23 protein-coding genes are annotated in these 19,270 nt (G+C 65.5%); 12 read left to right on the top strand and 11 right to left on the bottom strand.

Going from position 1 to position 19,270, the window contains the following annotated elements:
* Positions 1-90: 90 nt before the first annotated feature.
* Positions 91-1,713: an ABC-F family ATP-binding cassette domain-containing protein gene (locus JEY66_RS25700; RefSeq protein ID WP_018271348.1), complete on the top strand. Its 1,623-nt coding sequence runs from the start codon at positions 91-93 to the stop codon at positions 1,711-1,713.
* A 1-nt stretch (position 1,714) separates the two neighbouring features.
* On the opposite strand, the gene JEY66_RS25695 is transcribed toward JEY66_RS25700, so the two are convergent.
* Entirely contained in the window at positions 1,715-2,347 is a 633-nt protein-coding gene (locus tag JEY66_RS25695; RefSeq protein ID WP_018271349.1) for a DapH/DapD/GlmU-related protein, read from the bottom strand.
* Between the two features lie 79 nt (positions 2,348-2,426).
* Positions 2,427-3,401, bottom strand: a complete 975-nt coding sequence (locus tag JEY66_RS25690) for a glycerophosphodiester phosphodiesterase family protein (RefSeq protein ID WP_018271350.1) — start codon at positions 3,399-3,401, stop codon at positions 2,427-2,429.
* A 238-nt stretch (positions 3,402-3,639) separates the two neighbouring features.
* Here JEY66_RS25690 and JEY66_RS25685 point away from each other — a divergent pair, with 238 nt between their 5' ends.
* The gene (locus JEY66_RS25685) at positions 3,640-4,515 is read left to right on the top strand and encodes an MBL fold metallo-hydrolase (protein ID WP_018271351.1); all 876 of its coding nucleotides are present in this window, start codon (positions 3,640-3,642) and stop codon (positions 4,513-4,515) included.
* A gap of 22 nt (positions 4,516-4,537) precedes the next feature.
* On the opposite strand, the gene JEY66_RS25680 is transcribed toward JEY66_RS25685, so the two are convergent.
* The 3 genes from JEY66_RS25680 to JEY66_RS25670 are packed head-to-tail and all read right to left on the bottom strand — an operon-like array spanning position 4,538 to position 5,889.
* The gene (locus JEY66_RS25680) at positions 4,538-4,735 is read right to left on the bottom strand and encodes a hypothetical protein (protein ID WP_016843943.1); all 198 of its coding nucleotides are present in this window, start codon (positions 4,733-4,735) and stop codon (positions 4,538-4,540) included.
* Positions 4,736-4,787: 52 nt separating this feature from the next.
* Entirely contained in the window at positions 4,788-5,090 is a 303-nt protein-coding gene (locus JEY66_RS25675) for a PilZ domain-containing protein (RefSeq protein ID WP_016843942.1), read from the bottom strand.
* A 4-nt stretch (positions 5,091-5,094) separates the two neighbouring features.
* Positions 5,095-5,889 (bottom strand): DUF2336 domain-containing protein, encoded by a 795-nt coding sequence (locus JEY66_RS25670; RefSeq protein ID WP_080650360.1) that lies wholly within the window; start codon positions 5,887-5,889, stop codon positions 5,095-5,097.
* Positions 5,890-5,975: 86 nt separating this feature from the next.
* On the opposite strand from JEY66_RS25670, the gene JEY66_RS25665 reads away from it, so the two are divergent.
* The 3 genes from JEY66_RS25665 (at position 5,976) to JEY66_RS25655 (ending at position 7,486) form a co-directional block, all read left to right on the top strand.
* Positions 5,976-6,242: a hypothetical protein gene (locus tag JEY66_RS25665; protein ID WP_141381936.1), complete on the top strand. Its 267-nt coding sequence runs from the start codon at positions 5,976-5,978 to the stop codon at positions 6,240-6,242.
* Positions 6,243-6,336: 94 nt separating this feature from the next.
* A complete protein-coding gene (locus tag JEY66_RS25660) occupies positions 6,337-7,170 on the top strand; it encodes an AraC family transcriptional regulator (RefSeq protein ID WP_244620796.1) in 834 nt (277 codons plus the stop codon).
* A gap of 70 nt (positions 7,171-7,240) precedes the next feature.
* Positions 7,241-7,486: a PilZ domain-containing protein gene (locus tag JEY66_RS25655; protein ID WP_026192700.1), complete on the top strand. Its 246-nt coding sequence runs from the start codon at positions 7,241-7,243 to the stop codon at positions 7,484-7,486.
* 96 nt (positions 7,487-7,582) lie between these two features.
* On the opposite strand, the gene JEY66_RS25650 is transcribed toward JEY66_RS25655, so the two are convergent.
* Positions 7,583-7,831 carry a hypothetical protein gene (locus JEY66_RS25650; RefSeq protein WP_016843938.1) on the bottom strand — a complete coding sequence of 83 codons (249 nt, stop codon included), beginning with the start codon at positions 7,829-7,831 and terminating at the stop codon, positions 7,583-7,585.
* Positions 7,832-7,981: 150 nt separating this feature from the next.
* Between JEY66_RS25650 and JEY66_RS25645 the strand changes: the two genes are divergently transcribed.
* On the top strand, positions 7,982-8,659 hold the full coding sequence (locus JEY66_RS25645; RefSeq protein WP_016843937.1) for a nitroreductase: 678 nt from the start codon (positions 7,982-7,984) through the stop codon (positions 8,657-8,659).
* Positions 8,660-8,894: 235 nt separating this feature from the next.
* The gene (locus JEY66_RS25640; RefSeq protein WP_018271354.1) at positions 8,895-10,058 is read left to right on the top strand and encodes an acyl-CoA dehydrogenase family protein; all 1,164 of its coding nucleotides are present in this window, start codon (positions 8,895-8,897) and stop codon (positions 10,056-10,058) included.
* A 45-nt stretch (positions 10,059-10,103) separates the two neighbouring features.
* Here the strand turns inward: JEY66_RS25640 and JEY66_RS25635 are convergent, their stop codons facing one another.
* On the bottom strand, positions 10,104-12,185 hold the full coding sequence (locus JEY66_RS25635; RefSeq protein ID WP_018271355.1) for a methyl-accepting chemotaxis protein: 2,082 nt from the start codon (positions 12,183-12,185) through the stop codon (positions 10,104-10,106).
* 165 nt (positions 12,186-12,350) lie between these two features.
* A complete protein-coding gene (locus tag JEY66_RS25630; protein ID WP_018271356.1) occupies positions 12,351-12,605 on the bottom strand; it encodes a hypothetical protein in 255 nt (84 codons plus the stop codon).
* Positions 12,606-12,801: 196 nt separating this feature from the next.
* On the opposite strand from JEY66_RS25630, the gene JEY66_RS25625 reads away from it, so the two are divergent.
* A complete protein-coding gene (locus JEY66_RS25625; RefSeq protein WP_018271357.1) occupies positions 12,802-13,392 on the top strand; it encodes an NADPH-dependent FMN reductase in 591 nt (196 codons plus the stop codon).
* Positions 13,393-13,426: 34 nt separating this feature from the next.
* Positions 13,427-14,209: an SDR family NAD(P)-dependent oxidoreductase gene (locus JEY66_RS25620; RefSeq protein ID WP_018271358.1), complete on the top strand. Its 783-nt coding sequence runs from the start codon at positions 13,427-13,429 to the stop codon at positions 14,207-14,209.
* A gap of 10 nt (positions 14,210-14,219) precedes the next feature.
* Here the strand turns inward: JEY66_RS25620 and JEY66_RS25615 are convergent, their stop codons facing one another.
* Positions 14,220-14,603: a hypothetical protein gene (locus JEY66_RS25615; protein WP_016843931.1), complete on the bottom strand. Its 384-nt coding sequence runs from the start codon at positions 14,601-14,603 to the stop codon at positions 14,220-14,222.
* Between the two features lie 175 nt (positions 14,604-14,778).
* Here JEY66_RS25615 and JEY66_RS25610 point away from each other — a divergent pair, with 175 nt between their 5' ends.
* Positions 14,779-15,408, top strand: a complete 630-nt coding sequence (locus tag JEY66_RS25610; RefSeq protein ID WP_016843930.1) for a L,D-transpeptidase — start codon at positions 14,779-14,781, stop codon at positions 15,406-15,408.
* A 75-nt stretch (positions 15,409-15,483) separates the two neighbouring features.
* On the opposite strand, the gene JEY66_RS25605 is transcribed toward JEY66_RS25610, so the two are convergent.
* On the bottom strand, positions 15,484-16,578 hold the full coding sequence (locus tag JEY66_RS25605) for a hypothetical protein (RefSeq protein ID WP_018271360.1): 1,095 nt from the start codon (positions 16,576-16,578) through the stop codon (positions 15,484-15,486).
* Positions 16,579-16,956: 378 nt separating this feature from the next.
* On the opposite strand from JEY66_RS25605, the gene JEY66_RS25600 reads away from it, so the two are divergent.
* Together JEY66_RS25600 and JEY66_RS25595 are read left to right on the top strand one after the other, a co-directional pair.
* Positions 16,957-17,538: a septal ring lytic transglycosylase RlpA family protein gene (locus tag JEY66_RS25600; RefSeq protein ID WP_018271361.1), complete on the top strand. Its 582-nt coding sequence runs from the start codon at positions 16,957-16,959 to the stop codon at positions 17,536-17,538.
* Between the two features lie 620 nt (positions 17,539-18,158).
* The gene (locus JEY66_RS25595; protein WP_016840752.1) at positions 18,159-18,338 is read left to right on the top strand and encodes a hypothetical protein; all 180 of its coding nucleotides are present in this window, start codon (positions 18,159-18,161) and stop codon (positions 18,336-18,338) included.
* A gap of 130 nt (positions 18,339-18,468) precedes the next feature.
* Here the strand turns inward: JEY66_RS25595 and JEY66_RS25590 are convergent, their stop codons facing one another.
* Complete coding sequence (locus JEY66_RS25590; protein WP_018271363.1) at positions 18,469-19,197, bottom strand: class I SAM-dependent methyltransferase; 729 nt, start codon at positions 19,195-19,197, stop codon at positions 18,469-18,471.
* Between the last annotated feature and the right edge of the window lie 73 nt (positions 19,198-19,270).

The raw sequence follows: 19,270 nt of genomic DNA, 5'->3' as shown, positions 1-19,270 counted from the left end.
GAAACGCGGCACGAACCTGCGGAATGGGCTTCCACCCACGTCCCAGATCGAATAAGAGGCCGCAAACCCTCAGTTCCCCAGTATTAGAGCATGATCCGCCTCGATAACGTCTCCAAGCAAGTCGGTCACCAGATCCTCTTCATCGAAGCCTCCGCGGCGCTCCAGAAGGGCGAGAAGATCGGCCTCGTCGGGCCGAACGGCGCCGGCAAGACCACGCTGTTCCGGATGATCTCGGGCCGGGAAATCCCGGACGAGGGCCAGGTCTCGCTCGATCGCGGCATTTCGGTCGGCTATTTCAGCCAGGACGTCGGCGAGATGTCCGGCCGCAGCGCGGTCGCCGAGGTGATGGATGGGGCAGGGCCCGTCAGCGTGGTCGCGGCCGAGCTCAGGGAACTCGAGGCTGCGATGGCCGACCCCGACAAGGCCGACGAGATGGACGACATCATCGCGCGCTATGGCGAGGTGCAGCATCAATTCGAGGAGCTCGACGGCTACGCGCTCGACGGCCGCGCACGCGAAGCGCTGGCGGGTCTCGGCTTCAGCCAGGAGATGATGGACGGCGACGTCGGCAAACTCTCCGGCGGCTGGAAGATGCGGGTGGCGCTGGCGCGCATCCTCTTGATGCGTCCGGACGTCATGCTGCTCGACGAACCGAGCAACCATCTCGATCTCGAAAGCCTGATCTGGCTCGAGCAGTTCCTGAAGGGTTATGAAGGCGCGCTGCTGATGACCTCGCATGACCGCGAGTTCATCAACCGGATCATCAACAAGGTGGTCGAGATCGACGCCGGCCAGCTCACCACCTATTCCGGCAATTACGAGTTCTACGAACAGCAGCGCGCGCTCTCCGACAAGCAGCAGCAGGCGCAGTTCGAGCGGCAGCAGGCGATGCTCGCCAAGGAGATCAAGTTCATCGAGCGCTTCAAGGCGCGCGCCTCGCACGCCGCCCAGGTGCAGAGCCGGGTGAAGAAGCTCGACAAGATCGAGCGGGTCGAACCGCCGCGGCGGCGGCAGACCGTGGCGTTCGAATTCCAGCCGGCGCCGCGCTCCGGCGAGGACGTCGTCAGCCTGAAGAACGTCCACAAGGCCTATGGCAGCAAGCGCATCTATGACGGCCTCGACTTCATGATCCGTCGCAAGGAGCGTTGGTGCGTGATGGGCATCAACGGTGCCGGCAAGTCGACGCTCCTGAAGCTGGTCGCCGGTTCAACCGAGCCCGATGACGGCGCGGTCGCGGTCGGCGGCAGCGTCAAGATGGGCTATTTCGCCCAGCATGCGATGGACCTGCTCGCCGGCGAGCGCACCGTGTTCCAGTCGCTGGAGGACGCGTTTCCGCAGGCCGGACAGGGCAGCCTTCGCGCGCTCGCCGGCTGCTTCGGCTTCTCCGGTGACGATGTCGAAAAGAAGTGCCGGGTGCTGTCGGGCGGCGAGAAGGCGCGGCTGGTGATGGCCAAGATGCTGTTCGATCCGCCGAACTTCCTGGTGCTGGACGAGCCGACCAACCATCTCGATCTCGCCACCAAGGCAATGCTGATATCAGCGCTCGCCGAGTTCGAGGGCACGATGCTGTTCGTCTCGCACGACCGGCACTTCCTCGCCGCGCTCTCCAACCGCGTGCTGGAGCTGACGCCTGACGGCATCCACCAATATGGCGGCGGCTACACTGAGTATGTCGCGCGCACCGGCCAGGAAGCGCCGGGACTGCGGAGCTAGCTCAAGCTCGCCACCGCGCGCAAAACGCCTCGACATCACCTGACTGGAACTCGGGCAGGCGCTCCCAGATGGTCTCGGCCGGCCAGTTCCACCAGGCGATCTGCGACAGCTCGGCCGCGATCTTGCGGTTGAACCGCTCCTTGATCGGCCGGGCCGGCACGCCGCCGACGATGGTGTATGGGGCGACGTCGCGCGAGACCACCGCGCCGGCCGCCAGCACCGCGCCGTCTCCGACGGTGACGCCGGGCAGCACGATCACGCCATGGCCGATCCAGACGTCGTTTCCGATCACGACACGGTCCGCGCGCCGATCGCTGAAGAAGCCGTGATCGCGCTCGGCAGAGGCCGAGTAATATTCGGGGCAGTAGGTGAAGCGGTGCTGGGAGGGACGCTCGACCGGGTGATTGGGCGCACCGATGCGGACCTGCGCCGCGATCGCGCAGAAGCGGCCGATCACGGCGTCGGCGACCATGCAGCCGCTGCCGAGGTAGGAGTAATCGCCGAGCTCGGTGTATTCGATCGCGGTGTCGCCGAGCACCTCGCAGCAACGTCCGACCTCGACCTCGCGCAGCTTGACCGTCGGTTCGATGACGGTCTCGGCAAGCTTGGGGCGGGTCAGGTTCGGTGCGTTCATAGCGTTGTCCTCGATGCGACGAGCCGCTTCAGTCGCATGATTTCTATGACGACGAGATGACAAGAGGAGCGGGCCTCGTCTAACGGCCGGTGAGCCGGGCGATGGTCTCGATTTCGTTGGTCCAGATTCCGCCGGAATAATTTTTCGGCAGGCGCCGGAATTGCTCGGCATCGTCGACCCCGGTCGAGAATTCGCCGCCCTGATAAGGCCCGAGCACGAAGACCGCGCTGTTGGCCGCGGCCATCCGGTTGAGGAAACGGTCCGGCCAGCCCCAGAGCCACGGCGCGTAGTTGATCGGCACCAGCACGATGGCGTTGCGGCAGGCGTCAGGCACGATGCCGGTCCAGCCATAGCCGAGGTAGCCCACGAGGCAGCTCTTGATCGTCGCGCGCGAGATCGTCCGCGTCTCCGGCGCAAGACGCCGGATCGCTTCGATGGGCTCGTCGCCGCCATAGACCATGATCAGCTTGCGCCGTGAGGTGGGCAGCCGGTTCAAGACCGTTGCGAGCTTCTCGCCCTCGGCGGGATCGCGGCTCTTGACGTTGATCAGGAGCCGGCGATCCGGAAAGGTCTTCAGCACCTCGTCGAGCGACGGCATCAGGCCGATGCCCTTGCCGCGGAACGGAAAGGTCTTGCCGCCATCGGCGGTGTAGCCAAAGCCGATATCGAGCATCTTCAGCCGCGCCATCGGCTGTTCGCGGGTGACGCCCTGGCCGTCGGTGCGGCAATCGACGGTCCAGTCGTGAAACACGGCGAACTCGCCGTCGGTCGTCGGATGGACGTCGAGCTCGACGATATCGGCGCCGCGATCGAAGCTCGCCCGCATCGAGCGGATCGTGTTCTCGAGATAGTCATGGCTTGGCGGCAGCATGCGCGCCGCGGTGCAGGTGTCGTTCCTGAGGTCGCGCTCGTCGAAACGCTGCGCCATGCCGCGATGGGCGAGCAGCACCGGCTTGCCGCCGGCATGCGTTGCGAGAAGGCTGGTGTTGTTGAGGTAGATTGCGGCGGCGACGGCAACGATCGCCGCTGCCGCGTATTTCAGTTTCCTGCCCAAGCGACTCGGTTCCTTGCTGGATCGCCGGCCCGGGTAGGGGTGCTTTCTGGTCGATTTGCGGCAACCCAACGTTTCAGTCACGTCAGCATCGGGATACGTCAGCCTCGCGGCAGGAGCGGCATTTCGGATGAATGGACGATGCCAGCAATGCAAAGCCGCATGGCGTGTTGCGCGGCGCTCGGCTTGTGGGGTCAGGCACCGCCCGCTACGCTTCGCAAAAAGTGGGAGCGAAACAGCCATGAAGCAGATAAGGATCGGCGACATCACGATCGACGCGGTGATCGAGCGTGAAGGACCGTGGCGGCGGCCGCAGGATTTCTTCCCGACCTACAACGACGATGTGTTCAAGCATCATCTGAAGACGATGGAGCCGGAGGTCTTCGATGCCGCCCGCGGCATGATGGTGATCACCTATCAGACCTTCGTGGTGCGGACGCCGCGCTACACCATCCTGGTCGATACCTGCACCGGCGAGGACAAGGGACACCCGCCGCCGTTCGACTTCCCGGGCAAGGAGCGCTGGCGCAACGAGCTGTTTGCGCTCGGCATCTCCTATGAGCAGATCGACTATGTGTTCTGCACCCATCTGCATATCGACCACACCGGCTGGAATACGACGCTGCGTGACGGGCGCTGGGTGCCGACCTTCCCGAATGCGAAATACGTCTTCCACAAGGGCGAGTATGCGGCGTGGGAGGCCGAGAACGCCAAGGGTGCCAATCCGCCCGGCACGGTGTTCCGCGACAATTGCCTGCCGATCGTCGAGGCCGGTCAGGCGCTGCTGGTCGACGACGACTACGCGCTCGACGACACCGTCACGCTGACGCCGACGCCCGGCCATTCGCCCTGCCATTGCTGCGTCAATATCTTCTCGAAGGGCCAGCGCGCGGTGGTCGCGGGCGATCTGATGCACCATGCGATCCAGTGCCGCGAGCCGGAGTGGTCGGCCAAGCCCGACTGGGACCCGAAGCAATCGGCACTATCGCGGCGGAAGTTCTTTGCCTCCGTCGCCGAAACCGACACGCTGATCCTGCCGATCCATTTTCCGGCTCCGACGGTCGGCCTGATCAGGGCGGACGGCGATCGCTTCGACTATCGCTTCAAGCGGGAGTAGGCGCGGCGCGGTCGTCCGCAGGTCAAGGTCGGCGTGCTGCGCGGGTCTTGTGCTGAGCCTGGGTCAGAAACCGTTCCAGATCGGCGCACAAGCGATGCGCCATTTCCTCGTCGATCGCAAACGTCGCGACGGTGCCGGCGCAGTCGATCTCGATGGTCCCGCGCAACGGTGCGGTGGAGGCGGTCGACACCGCGATGTTGGTCGATCTCTGCACGCTCATGTCGTCAACTTCCTCTCGGGCCTGATGCCGCCAATCCTCATTTCGGCAATTCCTATTTCGGAACGACGGGACGTCCCTTTCGCCTTCGCTCTTCGATGAATCGCACGCCGATCTCGGCGCCGTCGACGCGAACCAGCTCGCAGCGGCGGAAGGCCAGTCCACGCGAGGACAGCACCAGGAAGAACTCCTGGGCCTTCAGCACATCGAGCGTTCCGTCGACCTCGAGCCGGGCCCCGCTCTGCGAGACGTCGAGCAGGATGCAACTCCGCCGCCACGTGCCGTCGACACCCATGAGATTGACGGGATAGCGCGTCTCGAGCCTGACGCGTTCCGCCCTGCGGTCACCATACGTCATTGCATCACTCACACGACCTGAGAGCGCTTCCAGCGTGAGAGCGCTGCGTCGTCACCGTGGCCCGCGCCTCCGCATCGTCGATTGTGGCTGGTGGGATTGCGGAGGCGCGGGCTGCGCCGGCATTGATGGCGGCGCGGATCGTGTCCTGAAGGTCGGGCCGCGCAAGCTTGAGCAGCCGGGCCTGCTGGCGCGGCGTGGACCGCATCACGAGGTCGGCGAGGACGCGGCGAGGCAGCTCCTTGCGCGAGATCAATCCCTCGGCGATGTCGTCGTCGCGCTCGGCGGCATCGACCATCATGGCGAGGCCCGCGCTGGTCAGATCAGCGCCGGGATTGCGCGCGAGGACCCGAAGCACGCTGCTGTCGCCCCGCAGCAAGAGAATGTCCGTGAGCTCCGCATTGACGGCCTTGCGTCCTGCGATCGCGCAGAGGTGTCCCTCGGCCCGCATCCAGGCGATGTCGGTCAGGTCGGCATCGGGAAGGCATTCGCATTTGCGCAGGATCGGAGCGGCGACATCGGCGTCGTCATGGTTGGCCAGACGGCGCGCGAGTTCCCGCGGCACCAGGCGCACATCGGCAAGCGAGCGGCTGAGCGTGGTCAGGGTCCGCAGCTCGACGCTCTCGATCAGTCGGACCAGGATGCCGTCGAACATCTCGACGTGGTGCGCGCTGAGGCGGTGAGCGTCTTCGAGAAACAGCCCAGCCACCTCCTGCAGCATGCGCGTGTGGAGGTCTGGGGAACCGGCTCTCAAGACATGGTCGAGCTTGGCAATAAGATCGGGCGAGGCAATAACTATCATTGCGGTCTCTAAAATGGTCCGCGACGAGGAACATCATCGTTCCCAATGCCAATCTGCTCCTCGAATCTTTAATAGGGGTATAGAAATTGATGGGGAGGGCCGATCTCGGCGGTGGATATCCCGCTAAAGACTATCGAAATTCGGCAGCCGCGTTACATTGCCGGATTGTCCGGTTCGACGAACGGACCGCATTTTTCCTGATTGAACCTATTGGACGATTCGCATTTTGTGCATGGAAGTTATTGATGGGGCCGGCGCGCAAGGCGCCGCGTCGCGCGCAATTTTTCAAGAGCATTTCACAGGAGCGGTCATTTGACGGCGCCATTGCCGGTGCCGAGAGTCTTTCGTTTTGACGATGTTGATGCATTCCGGAGTTCGATCCGAAATCTGGATGTTGATTTCACGCCACTTGCGCGGAAGATTTCGGCCGAGCAGGTCATCCTGAGTTTGCCGGGATGCGAGCTCAACTACACGCAGTCCTTTCCGCGGATCGTCGACGCGCAGCTTGCGCCGCAGACCACCGCGGTCGGCTTCACGATGGATGACGGGGTCCCGATCCGCTTCAACGGCGTCGAGCGCGATCGCGCGGTCATCGTGCTCGGTGGCGGCGGCGCGTTCTACTCGTCGGTGGAGGAGACGCCCCGCCAATATGCCTCGGTGATGTTTACGCCGGCGATTGTCGACCGCGGCTGGCCGCAGGCGGGTCTTCATTTCAGCATTCACGAGATTTCTCAACGCGCGCAGGATCGGCTGCGTGAAGTGGTAAGGCACATCCTGCTCGTGACGTCGCAGCCGAGCGACGATGCCCAGTTCGCTAGCGGCGAGTCGATCAAGGAGACGCTGCTTGCGGCGATCGACAACGCCTTCGCCGAGATCGTGCCGGCCAAGTGGACGACGCGGGCCAACACGACGCGCCAGTTCAAGGTCTTCAACGACGCGCGCGCAATTCTGGCAGGCGACGTGGCGCATCCGATCTACAGCGGCGAACTCGCCAGGCAGATCGGCGTGTCGGTGCGCACGCTGCATGACGCCGTCCAGCGCTACCGGGGCGTCAGCCTGCATCGCTATTTGCGGTTGCGTCGCCTCTGGCTGGTGCGCCAGCAACTGCTTGCCGGGGCACCCAGCGTCAAGACGTGCGCGCTGGCCTACGGATTCTGGCACTTAAGCGATTTTTCGCGCAGCTATCGGTCGCAGTTCGGGGAAGCGCCATCGGAGACGCTGGCCGCCTCGCGCCGTCCGGGCGCCACCCGCGCCGATCCGTCCGGCAGCCACGGTTCGTAACCATCGATCTGAACGGAATCTTAACGACCGCCGACGAGCCTGTGGGTACGATTTCACCTGAGGCGGCCTGATGCATCCCCGGAGATTTGCGCGTGTTCGTCCGAGCGGATGCGTGTCCAGCGTGGTCAAGCTCCAGCTTGAACCGAAGGCGCCGCTGATCGAATGCCGGCTGGTGGACTATTCCGCCGGCGGGGCCTGCCTGGAATTTGCCAAGCCGATCCAGCTGCCAGAACGTTTCGAAATGTTTCACGGCAACACCCGGAAGCGTTGCCGGCGGGTCTGGAGCAGGGGCGTGCGGGTCGGCGTCTCGTTCTGAGGGCTTGAAGCGTACGGATCAATAGCCGTTCGGGCCGCGCCCTGCGCGACCCGATGATCTGTCCGAATTGAGGGGGATGTTAGCGCCGTCGAGGGCTCAGGCGCCGCTCTGGCACTTCTTCATGAACGAGGTTTTGGCCGCGCCGGCGAGCTTCTTGCCGTCGGAGCCGACTGCCTTGCTCTCGCAGGCATCCGTGGTGCACTTCTTCATGAACGAGGTCTTGGCCGCGCCGGCCAGCGGCTTGCCGTCCTTGCCGACCGCTTTCGTCTCGCAGGAGGCGTCCTGTGCAAATGCCGAACTGGCGGCAAAGGTCGCGATCACCACCGCCAAGAAAATCCGCTTCATCTGGGTTCTCCCTAAACCAAACCAGTGGCCGGATTGGATACGGGATTCTTGGCCCGATCAAGTTCCCATGGCCGATTTTGTCGATAAAATACCCCGATCAGATCAAGGAAATTCCGCGTGCAGCGCGGAACAAAATCGGGGAAGCGCGGAATGGAATTCGAGACGCTGGTACAGTCACGCAAAAGCGTGCGCGGGTTCAAGAAGCAGCCGGTGTCCCGGGCGACCGTCGAAGAGATCATCGAGGTGGCCAAGCGCGCGCCGTCCTCGATGAACACCCAGCCCTGGCATGTCCACGTCCTGACCGGGGCGCCGCTGGAGGAAGTGCGCCGCCGCAACATGGACGAGATGGTCGCCGGCGCCAAGGTGAAGCGCGACATCGTCAGCCATGGCGAGTACCAGGGCGTGCACCGCGGCCGCCAGGTCGACATCGCCAAGAAGCTGTTCGGCGCGATGGGGATCGCCCGCGACGACAAGCCGATGCGGCAGGATTGGGTGCTGCGCGGCTTCCGTCAGTTCGATGCTCCGGTGTCGCTGGTCCTGACTTACGACCGCATCCTCGATCCCGGCGCGGTCTGCCATTTCGATCTCGGTGCGCTCTGCTACGGCATCGTGCTGGCGGCCTGGGATCGCGGCCTTGGCAGCGTGATCAACGGCCAGGGCATCATGCGCTCCGACATCGTGCGCGAGGTCGCCGACATCCCGGAAGACGAGGTGATCATGACCTGCGTCGCGATGGGCTATCCCGACGACAGCTTTGCCGCCAATGCGGTGCGCTCCGACCGCGAGGCCAACAACGATTTTGTCCGCTATGTCGGCTTCGCCGACTAGCGCCGCGTCGATCGCTTGCTCAGGGGCAACAACCTCGTGCGGCGCGATCGGCTGCGCGATGCACGGGCGCGTCCCGCGCATTTGCGTAGGCATCGACCACGCCGCGGGATATTGAATTCCGCGCCGTGAAACCATCGCGCGAGCGTGAGCGCGGCTGCGCGTTTCCGCTATTCCCGCCGACAAAAAATGCGCTACTGGTTCTTGAAATCCAACAGCGTTAGGCGAGGAATCTCAGATGAGCGATGACGAACAGACAGCCATGATCCGCGAGACCGTCGCGAGATTCGTCGACCGCGAACTGATCCCGCTCGAGCCGCATTATCTGAAATCGAAGCTGCCCGGCAGCGATCATCCCGAGCTCACGTCGGAACAGCGCAAGCGGCTGCGCGACGTCTCGAAAGAGCTCGGCCTCTGGGGCCTCGATGCGCCCGAGGATCTCGGTGGCCACGACCTGCCGACGCGCACGATGGCTGCGGTGCACGAAGAACTCGGCCGCAGCTGCGTGCCGTTCGTGCTGCCGCCGGACTCGCCGAACCTGCGCATGCTGCAGGCGGTCGGTACCGATGCGCAGAAGAAGAAGTATCTGCAGCCCTATATCGAGGGCCGGATGGCATCGGCGATCGCGATCTCCGAGCCCGGCGCCGGCGGCGATCCCGCGGGCATGAAGACGCGCGCGGTGCTCGAAGGCGAACAGTGGGTGCTCAACGGCCGCAAGATCTGGATCAGCAATGCGCGCGCCGCCGACTTCATCATCGTGATGGCGCGGGTCGGCAACGATCAGCGCCAGGGCGGCATCACCTCCTTCATCGTCGAGAAGGGCACGGCGGGCTTCATTATCGAGCGCGAGATCCCGATGGTCGGCGGCGGCTCGACCTACGAGATCGTGTTCGAGGACTGCCGCATCCCGAAGGATTCCGTGCTGGGCGAGGTCGGCAAGGGCTACGCGCCGATGCAGCTGCGGCTGCGCACGCGGCGGCTCGAGATGGGGTCGACCTGCGTCGGCATCACCAAGCGTGCGCTCGACATGATGTGCGAGCACGCCAGGCAGCGCGAGACGTTCGGCGTCAAGCTCGCCGAGCGCCAGGCGATCCAGTGGTGGATCGCCGATGTTTCCACGCGCATGCATGCGTGCCGGCTGATGGTGCGCGAGGCCGCCGACAAGACCGACCGCGGCGAGGACATCCGCCACGAGGCTTCGATGATCAAGGTGTTCGCGACCGAGATGGCCTATGACGCCTGCGACCACGCCATGCAGACGCTCGGCGCGCTCGGCGTGACCCTGGAATTGCCGCTCAACGCGCTGTGGCAGAAGGCGCGCCTGATGCGGGTCTACGAAGGCCCGAGCGAGGTGCATCGCCAGGCGATCGCCCGCCGCGTGCTCGGGTTGCGCGGCGGCTAGACGGTTCGCCAGCCGTGACGGGCGGGGCCGTGCCCGGCCATCACCTCAGGCCGCCCGCACGTCGGACAGGAAGCGGTTGACCTGGCCGGCAAGGTCCTTGGACTGCGTCGAGAGCTGTTCGGCCGCGCCCAGCACCTGGTTCGCAGCGCCGCCGGTGTCGTCGGCGGCGCGCTGCACGCCGGAGATGTTGGAATTGACCTCCTGCGTGCCGCGCGCGGCTTCCTGAACGCTGCGCGAGATCTCCTTGGTCGCCGAGCCCTGTTCCTCGATCGCGGCGGCAATCGCGGTGCCGATCTGGTCGATCTCGGTGATGACGTCGATGACGCTGCGGATCGCCGTCACGGTCTCGTCGCTCGCGGTCTGGATCGCGGTGATCTGCTCGGAGATCTCGGTGGTTGCCTTCGCGGTCTGGCCGGCCAGCGACTTCACCTCGGACGCGACCACGGCAAAGCCGCGGCCGGCCTCGCCGGCGCGGGCCGCCTCGATGGTGGCGTTGAGCGCGAGCAGGTTGGTCTGTGCCGCGATGCTCTGGATCAGCGTCACGACGTCGCCGATCTTCTGCGCGCCCTCGGCCAGCGAGCGCGCGGTGTCGCCGGTGCGCCGGGCATGGTCGACCGCGCGCGCGGCGATCTCGGTCGAGGTCGCGACCTGACGGGCGATCTCCGAGATCGAGGAGGTCAGCTCCTCGGTGGCGCTCGCCACCGTCTGCACGTTCGTCGAGGTCTGATCGGATGCCGCGGCCACGACGGCGGCCTGGCGGTTGGTGGCGGCGGCGGTGTCCGACATCGATTGCGCCGTCTCCTCCATCACCGAGGATGCCGCGGACAATCCGCCGACCAGCTCGGTGACCTTGGCTTCGAAGGTGCGGGTCAGGTCGTCGAGCACGCGGGCGCGGCGCATCTTGACGTCGTTCTCGGCTTCCTTCTCGGCAGCGAGGCGATCGGCCTCGATCTTGTTGTCCTTGAACACCTGCACGGCGGCGGCCATCGCGCCGATCTCGTCCTTGCGCGCGGCGCCCGGGATCGTCTCGGCGACTTCACCCGCGGCAAGGCGCGACATCCGGCCGGTGAGGGCGGCGATCGGGTTGAGGATGCGGCGGCGGACCATGACGATCAGGCCGGCGCTGACGGCCACGACCGCGAGCAGCCCGATCAGCGCCACCACGAAGCTGAAGCGCGCCGACGAATAGGCGCTCGCAAGGCCTTGCTCGGCATTCTCGTAGAACGCGTCGCGCACGGTGATGATGGAGGCGAGGCCGATCTGGGATTCGGCATAATAGGTCTCGACGTCCTGCTCATACTTGCCGGAGATCGCGCCTTCCTTGGCGAGCTTCAGGGCCTTGCCGAAACGCTCGACATAGTCGGCCTGCATCTTGCCCAGCGCCGTCAGGACATTGGCCGATGTCGCCGGATTGTTGCGCAACTCCTGCAGCGTCGAGAGGATCTGCTCGGTGCGGCCGGTGCTGCGGAACAGCTCCAGCTTTTCCTGTTCGGTCGCGACGCGCTTGGCGCCGACCAGCGCCTTGTGCAGGCTGGCATTAAGGCCGCCGGTGTCGCGCAGCGTCCAGGCCACATTGGCGTAGCTGGCCTGGCGGTAGGCGTTGCCGTCAAGGCCGGCGAGGCGGCGCACCTGCTCGTCGAGCAGCACGGTGACGCCGGCGTTGAAAACGGAGTTGTCGGCGACGATCTTGGTTGCCGCCGGACGGCGGGCGTCGACCGGACCTGCGATCGCCTTCTCGATCGCGTCGCGGAGCGCGGCGAACTTGGCCTTCAGCGCATCGATCGCGCTCGCAACCGCCTCGCCGTCGTCGAGCGAGCCGGGCAGCATGGTGCGGACCTGATTGACCTTGGCGAGCGCGTCGTCGGTCAGCTTGCGCAGCTTGTCGAGATCGGCGATCTGCTTCTGGTCGATCGCGCCGGTGCTGAACAAGAGGTTGGTGGACATGCCGCGCTCGGAGTTCATGTAGCGCGGGATGTCGCCGACGGCGCGGACGATTTCGAGCCGGCTCTGCGCGGTCGAGACCTTGTCCATGGTCTGGTACTTGGTCACCGCGACATAGGCCGCCAGTCCGCCGCCGACCGCGGACAGTGAGACGATCGCGGCCGTCAGGAGAGTACCGATTTTCATGGGATGCGCGCCATTCTTGACGAGAGAGGGGAGGCCTCAACCGTAGCGGGCGTGCATTAAGCTTGGGTTTATGATGCGGGAGCCGCCGCAACGGTCCCGGCCGTTTGGTCCGAAAGTCGAAGGTGCCACTTCGCCCGGCCGCGCGTGGCGGCAGGGCGTGACACGTCAGTGCTCGTCGTCGTCAGCGCCCTTGGCCGCGGGGCGGTGTTGGGTGGCGCCGTTCGAGCCCGCTTCGCCGCAGGGGAGCTGGTTCCAGGTGCCGTCGGCGGCTTGCTGGTAGGCCTGGCAGCCGGACGAAGTGGTGGTGGTGGTGGATTTTTCGTCGGCCTTCTGGCGCTCGGTGCTCTTCGCCAGCGCAGGCGTGGCAACGGCAGCGATGGCTGCGAGCGAGCCTGCGAAAACCAGCTTTGCGATCCGCATGTCGGTTCCTCCTTCTCGAAGCGAAAACATATCCAGAAAAGAAATCTGGCGATTTTTGGCCACGGCGAAGGGCCTGCGACGAATTGCTTAATGCCGGCGAAACGAGCCGGAAGGCCGGTTAACACTTGTGCGCGGCGGCTCGCCGCGCGCCGCGCCGCAGGACGCTGTTGCCGCACCGTGCTAGGATCGGCCTATCATGACCCACCGCATTCTCGTGTTCTACGGCTCCTATCGCTCGGATCGCATGGGCATCCGGCTGGCACACTTCGTCGTCGACGGCCTTCGTGCGCGGGGCAACGATGTCGAGTTGATCGATGCCAAGGAGGTCGGCCTGCCGATGCTCGACCGGATGTACAAGGAACATCCCAAGGGGCAGGCACCGGCCGTGCTCGAAACGCTCGCCGGAAAAATCCGCGACGCCGACGGCTTCCTGTTCGTCACCGGCGAGTACAATTGGGGCATCCAGCCCGGGCTGAAGAACCTGACCGACCATTTCCTCGAGGAATGGTTCTGGCGTCCCGCGGCGATCGCAAGCTATTCGGCCGGGCGGTTCGCCGGCGTCCGCGCCGCGACCGCCTGGCACGGCACGCTGTCCGAGATGGGCATGGTGGTGATATCGAGCACGATCGGTGCGGGGCCGATCGCGCAGACGCTGTCGGCCGAGGGCAAGCCGATCGGCGAGGCCGGCAAGGCACTCGAACGCGCCTTTCCGCGTTTTGCCGACGATTTTTCCTGGTGGATCGAAGCCGCCAAGGCACAGCGGGCGCGCAAGGCGCCGCCATACTGAGCGCAGGTCTGCCAATCCCGGGAGTTTCGCGATCATGAGTCAGTTCACATCGCCGTTCGATCCCGCGCGCGAGACAGCCCTGGTGACCGGCGCGGGCAACGGCATCGGCCGCGCCATCGCGCAGGCGCTGGTCGGCGAAGGTGTGCGGACGGTGTTTGCCGATCTGCATGAGGACAGGGTTCTGGCGGCGATCAAGGCCGCGCCGCGTCCCGAGCTCGCGGTCGCGTGGGCCGGCGATCTCGCACAGCGCGCGGCGTGCGACGCCCTGCTGGCGCATGCGCAAGCCACGCTCGGGCAGGTGACCCATTTCGTCCACAGTGCTTCGCCGCCGCGCCGCGAAGCCGATCATGCGATGGCCGTCGATGAAGGGACCTGGCGGCAGATGCATGCGGTCAATCTCGATGCCGGCTTTCATTTGTCGCGCGAACTGGCACGCAGGCTGATCGCATCGAAGACGCCGGGATCGTTCCTGCTGCTCACCTCGCTGCATGCCGGCACGCCGCGCAACCTGCCGCATTACTCGACCGCGAAGGCCGGCATGGCGATGCTGGTGAAGGAGCTTGCCAAGAGCTGGGGCCGCCATGGCATCCGCGTCAATGCGCTGGTGCCCGGCGCGATCGCGGCCGGCGGCTTCGTCGCCGATCCCGCGCTGGCAAAGCACATTCCGCTCGGACGGCTTGGCCAGGCGGACGATCTCGCGCCGATGGCGCTCGCCGTGCTCTCGCAAAAGCTCTCCGGTTACGTCACCGGGGCGTCGATCGTGGTCGACGGCGGCCTGTCGCTGACCAACTGGTTCGCGCCGCCGGAGCTCGATTGAAAGTTGGAGTTTACTCCTTCGTCCTGATGTAACCCGCAAGCCGAGTCTTCTGGTCCTGGCACCAGGTTGTCATGCTGCCGGCACGGCGCTGATCGAGGTCGGTGGTCTGGGTCGCGATCGCGACTTCCGTCATCAGGTCGTCGGCCTGCTTCTCGCCCATCTTGCCGCCGGTATGCATGAAGGCGATCGCCTTGCGCACCTTCTCGGTGGTGCCGTCGGGCAGATGCATGTCCTGCGCCCGCTGCACGAGGTCCTGATAGACCAGATCGGTGCCGGGGCACTCGACCTTGGCGGCAAAGGCCTGCAGCACCATCGTGACATAGGCCGCGCGCGGATCGGCATGGGCAGGGGTTGCTGCGACAATCAGGCCGCCGATCAGCAGAGCGTAACGCATGAATTTCCTCCGAAGGTTTTGGACGTTTTTTGTGAGGCTAGCGTCCAGGGGAACCGAGTGCAACCGACAGGACACACTCACGGAAAGAACCGATCAAACAGACGTGTTCCAACCTGCGCTGCCACGATTTAAGCACGATTTCGGCAGCATGTGGCACAAGTTGACGCAGGGGAGAATGATCGTGTCAAAGTTGGGGCTTGCTGCGGTCCTTGTGGGATCGCTTGCGCTTGGCGGGTGCATGCAGGCGACGCTGTCGCCGGCGACGGATGTCGCGATGACGTCGCGCGATCGGCAATTGCTGGCGCATCCGCCCTATGCGGACGCCAAGATCCCGCAGCAGTTCCAGCGGCACATTGTCGAGTACACCCGTCGGGAGCAGCCGGGTTCGATCCTGGTCGATACCGACGCGCGCTACCTCTATTACGTGCTGCCCGGCGGCAAGGCGATCCGTTACGGCGTCGCCGTTGGCGAGGAGGCGATGGCCTTCTCCGGTGTCGCCACCGTCGGCCGCCTGGCCGAATGGCCGGATTGGGTTCCGACCCAGGATATCCAGGAGCGGCTCGGGCCGTATCCGAAGCGAGTCGCCGGTGGACCGGCCAATCCGCTCGGCGCCCGCGGCATTTATCTCTACCAGGGCAACAAGGACACGCTGTATCGCATCCATGGCACCAATCAGCCCGAATATATCGGGCAGGCGATCTCGTCGGGCTGCATTCGCATGACCAATGGCGACGTGATCGACCTCTATCAGCGGGTCAAGCCGGGCGCGACCGTGGTGGTGTTGCCGCCGGGACAGAGCGCGTAATTCAGATACGAAGCGCAGGGCGGCCGATCGCGTCATCGCGATCGGCCGCACGCTTTTTTACCGGTCAGTCAGACTTCAGCGCAGCGGCATCGGCGGCCGAACCACCGGGCCGCCATCATCCGCGTCAACAACCGAGGACTGCTGCTGCACCGGCCGCGGTGCCGCAACCGCCTGGGGGGCGGCGGCGGGAGCCGGCAGCGGCGCTGCTGATGCAGGCGGCGGAGGCGGCGGGATGTAGGCCTGCGCCGGCCGGCGCACCGGTGGCGGCGCAACGGCGGCATGCGGCGCCGCCTGTGGCGTGACCGCGGCGCGCGGGCGCGGCGGAGCGACCGGCCGCGGCTCGACGGCCCTGGTGTCGGTCTTCGCGACGCGCTGTGCCAACTGATCCTGGCTGGCCTTGAGCTGATCGATGCTGGTCTTCAGCTGCTCGATCTGCTGTCCCATCGACGTGAGATCGCGCGCCATCGATTGCAGCAACTGCGTCTGGTCGGGTGCCGCTGCAGGCGCCGCCGGGACACTAGCTGCGACCGGCGCGGCCGCTGCGACCGGAGCGGCCGCGGCAGCCGGTGCTGCTGCGGGGGCGGGCGCCGCTGCGGCGGGCGCGGCCGTGGCGACGTCCTGTGGCGGGGCGGCTGGTGCGGCTTCAGCTGCCGGCTGATCGGTGGTCGCCGCCTGCGCGGCCGGCGCGCTCGCCTGGTCGGATGCGGACACGGACTTGCCCGGGATCAGCGAGGTCAGTTGTGCGATCTGGGGCGCCCACTCGGCGGCGATCTGCTTGGCCCGATCGCCGTAGTGCTGCCACGCCGCGGTGCCCATGGCGCCAGCGATCGCGAAGCAGAACCAGAAGGCGCGGATCGCCCATTTGCTGGTGGGGCGCGGCGCGCGGTCCAATCTGATGTCGTCCAGTCGGCCGTTATGGCTTGGCGCGCTATAGGCCGGCTCGGCCGGCGGCTCCGGCGCCACTGACATTGGCGTGACCGGCGGCACCGAGGCGACGGCTGCGGCCGGGGGCGCGGACGAAGGCGCGAGGCTCGGGCCGAAATAGGGCTCGCGCTGCCCCGGCGCTGCCCTTCCGGCAGGCGCAGCGGCGTTGTCCGGGCGTACCGGAGCGAAGCTGGGCTCGATCGCGAAAATATCGTGTGGATCTGCGTCTTTCAGTGTCGATTGCATGGCGGTCCCCGTTTCATTCCAAGGTCAACCGCAAATGGGCGGCCGGCAAATTTACGCTCTGTATTGACCCCTGACCCTGTCCCCACGACTCCAGTCCGGTTTGACCAAAGCAAGGCGAGAGGGTGGAGAGGTTGGGGAGTTTGGGGAACCCAAGCCGGGGGCGAGGGGCGTGGCATCCGCGGCACGAGTGGGGAGCTTCGAGCCGGCATTTCCGGGTGAGGCGCCTGGGTTGTGTGGCGCATCCACCACAGCCGAGGGCAAATCGCATTGCGTGCGGCACGTCTGACCGCGCTCCGCCACCGTTCCGCCCCGATTGGATTCGGCTGATAGGGCGTTGGATTTTCGGCTTGGGCTGGGGCGCAAGTTGGGGGTGCAACAATGTCACGCGACGATGCAGTCATCTCGTACGTCGGCGTCAAATGCAGCGCGGATGGTGCTGCGGCCCCGATCCCGTTTGCGCATGCCCGAAAGCCGCTCCGGCTGCTTGCCGTGATGATCGGCGCAGCGTCGCTCGCGGCGTGCGCGCAGTCCTCCGTTGTCAGCCAGCGCTCACAGGCGCTCGCGAGCCGGCCGGCATCGATCGAGCCGACACGGGCTGCGTCATCTGCCACGCGCACACGTGTCGCCACAACGCGCAGGCATACGCCTTATGCCTCGCGCAGGACCGGCGACAGCAAGATCGCCTCGCACGGCGTCGCGAGCTTCTACAGCGAGGAGCAGCCGACCGCGAGCGGCGAGAAGTTCGACGGGCGCGAGCTGACCGCCGCGCATCCGACATTGCCGTTCGGCACCAAGCTGCGCGTCACCGACGTCAAGAGCGGCCGTTCGGTCACGGTGCGCGTCAATGACCGCGGACCCTACGTTCCCGGGCGCATCGTCGACGTCTCGCATTCTGCCGCGCAATCGCTCGGCATGATCGGCAAGGGCATCACGAATGTCAGGCTCGACGTGGTGCAGTGAATGGCGTGGCGCAAGCCAGGTTCGGGATTTTTGCCGGCTCGATCGGGAAAAAGTCCCGGCGTTGCGCGCGCTTTAATCCTGTTGTCCGAACGACGGCGGCAAATAGAATTGTTGCCGCTACTTCCCCGCGCTCTCCAATTCCAGGCGCGTGGATTTCTACCCAATGAACCTTCCCCGCCCTGGTGTCCCTCCAGGGCGGGGTTTTTCTTGTGGCGGCCATGCGCGCCGCATGCGTTGACAGCTTGAGCCGGCACCATAACCTCCGTTCTGCTTCTGGAAGGCGGCCATTGCCAAACAACAATCGAGAAACGGACGGCGTCGCATTGGGTCGGCCGTCACGGCGCGCGGCATTGCAGCTGTTGCTGGGCGGCGCTGCCGTCATGCTAACGCATGATGGGCGGCTCGGCATGATGGAGGCGCGGGCAGAGGCCGCTTCTAACAAAGAGCTAAAGCGCGATGACGATTCAACCTGATCACATCGCGCGTTAGGCGCGACCGCAAATTGCGCGCTGGCATATCCTGCGCCGGCGCTTCCACCAAATTGTCACAGTCCCAGCGAAATCCGGCCCAAAGCCGCTGCCAACAAACGCCGGATCGACCAAGTCGGCGAGGGACAAGCGTTGACCTACAAGATGATCGCAGAACGCGAGAACGAAACGGTCAGGATCGAGCGCGAGAGCACCTTCATCATCATCGCCAAGGCCAAGGTCTGGGCGAGCGAGGGATGGCAGGTGGTGATCACCGACAAGGACGGGAAATCATACCCGCCCGAGGAGTTCGACAAGCTGCTCGCAGCCTGACGCCAAAGCGCGATGCGTTCGGGTTGAAGCTTCATCGCGCTTTGGCTCTTGGTTTGAGCATGATCTCCGCGCAAACGCGTCCCGTGTTTGTCGCGAGGGAAAACCGCTTCGCACTTTTCCGGATCATGCTTCAGCGTTGCGCTGACACCAGCAGCATCATCGGGCGTTCGAGCTCGTCGGCCAGTTCGGGCATCGCCTTGACCTGCTCACGTGTCGGGGAGAATTCCTCGACATGGCGCAGCGTGAAGCCGGCGCCGATCAACGCGTTGAGCGTGGTGCCGATGGTGCGGTGATATTTCAGCACGCCCTTCACATACCAGTCCGTGCGGCGTTCGCCTTCGATGAAGTAGCGGTTGACCGGCCAGGTCTTGCGGCCGTCTTCGTCCTGCCCCCAGTCCGGATGGGCGGCCGCCATGTAGATCGGATGCTCGATGGTGAAGACCAGGTGCCCCTCCGGGACCAGCGCGCGATGCAGCATGCGCGCCAGGCGATCGAAGTCCCTGATGTAGTGGAAGGTGAGGGCGCTGTAGGCGAGATCGAAGGTCGACTTCGGCAGCTCCAGCGTCTCGAGGTCGGCGATCTCGTAGGTGATCGCCGCATCCTGCGTCATGGCGGTGGCGCGGGCGATCATGTTCTGCGAGAGGTCGACGCCGAGCACGTCGGACGCGCCTTGCTCGCGCATCCAGCGCGACACCCAGCCGAAGCCGCAGCCGAGATCGACCGCGCGCTTGCCCGCGATATCGGGCAGCATGGCGCGGATCGCCGGCCATTCGGGCGCGCCGAGCAGTCCGCGGACCTGCCGCGGCAGTTGGCTGTAGCCGGCAAAGAACCCGGGATCGTCATAGATGTTCTGCGCCATGGCCCCTCTGTAACCGCCGCCGCGCCGTGTGGGAACCGCCGATTGTGGTGCGCACGGCGCGCTGCTGGAACCA

This window comes from Bradyrhizobium elkanii USDA 76, from assembly GCF_023278185.1.
GTDB classification, from domain to species: domain Bacteria; phylum Pseudomonadota; class Alphaproteobacteria; order Rhizobiales; family Xanthobacteraceae; genus Bradyrhizobium; species Bradyrhizobium elkanii.
Note: the sequence above shows the minus strand (reverse complement) of the source record. Positions and strands in the feature narration are given on the sequence as shown.

Bases quoted from the DNA above. Each gene is read 5' to 3' on its own strand.
- JEY66_RS25685 (WP_018271351.1), top strand. From the start codon at position 3,640: ATGAAGCAGATAAGGATCGGCGACATCACGATCGACGCGGTGATCGAG.
- JEY66_RS25645 (WP_016843937.1), top strand. From the start codon at position 7,982: ATGGAATTCGAGACGCTGGTACAGTCACGCAAAAGCGTGCGCGGGTTC.
- JEY66_RS25700 (WP_018271348.1), top strand. From the start codon at position 91: ATGATCCGCCTCGATAACGTCTCCAAGCAAGTCGGTCACCAGATCCTC.
- JEY66_RS25680 (WP_016843943.1), bottom strand. From the start codon at position 4,735: ATGAGCGTGCAGAGATCGACCAACATCGCGGTGTCGACCGCCTCCACC.
- JEY66_RS25675 (WP_016843942.1), bottom strand. From the start codon at position 5,090: ATGACGTATGGTGACCGCAGGGCGGAACGCGTCAGGCTCGAGACGCGC.
- JEY66_RS25590 (WP_018271363.1), bottom strand. From the start codon at position 19,197: ATGGCGCAGAACATCTATGACGATCCCGGGTTCTTTGCCGGCTACAGC.
- JEY66_RS25620 (WP_018271358.1), top strand. From the start codon at position 13,427: ATGAGTCAGTTCACATCGCCGTTCGATCCCGCGCGCGAGACAGCCCTG.
- JEY66_RS25610 (WP_016843930.1), top strand. From the start codon at position 14,779: ATGATCGTGTCAAAGTTGGGGCTTGCTGCGGTCCTTGTGGGATCGCTT.
- JEY66_RS25615 (WP_016843931.1), bottom strand. From the start codon at position 14,603: ATGCGTTACGCTCTGCTGATCGGCGGCCTGATTGTCGCAGCAACCCCT.
- JEY66_RS25670 (WP_080650360.1), bottom strand. From the start codon at position 5,889: ATGATAGTTATTGCCTCGCCCGATCTTATTGCCAAGCTCGACCATGTC.
- JEY66_RS25600 (WP_018271361.1), top strand. From the start codon at position 16,957: ATGTCACGCGACGATGCAGTCATCTCGTACGTCGGCGTCAAATGCAGC.
- JEY66_RS25625 (WP_018271357.1), top strand. From the start codon at position 12,802: ATGACCCACCGCATTCTCGTGTTCTACGGCTCCTATCGCTCGGATCGC.
- JEY66_RS25695 (WP_018271349.1), bottom strand. From the start codon at position 2,347: ATGAACGCACCGAACCTGACCCGCCCCAAGCTTGCCGAGACCGTCATC.
- JEY66_RS25650 (WP_016843938.1), bottom strand. From the start codon at position 7,831: ATGAAGCGGATTTTCTTGGCGGTGGTGATCGCGACCTTTGCCGCCAGT.
- JEY66_RS25655 (WP_026192700.1), top strand. From the start codon at position 7,241: ATGCATCCCCGGAGATTTGCGCGTGTTCGTCCGAGCGGATGCGTGTCC.
- JEY66_RS25630 (WP_018271356.1), bottom strand. From the start codon at position 12,605: ATGCGGATCGCAAAGCTGGTTTTCGCAGGCTCGCTCGCAGCCATCGCT.
- JEY66_RS25605 (WP_018271360.1), bottom strand. From the start codon at position 16,578: ATGCAATCGACACTGAAAGACGCAGATCCACACGATATTTTCGCGATC.
- JEY66_RS25635 (WP_018271355.1), bottom strand. From the start codon at position 12,185: ATGAAAATCGGTACTCTCCTGACGGCCGCGATCGTCTCACTGTCCGCG.
- JEY66_RS25640 (WP_018271354.1), top strand. From the start codon at position 8,895: ATGAGCGATGACGAACAGACAGCCATGATCCGCGAGACCGTCGCGAGA.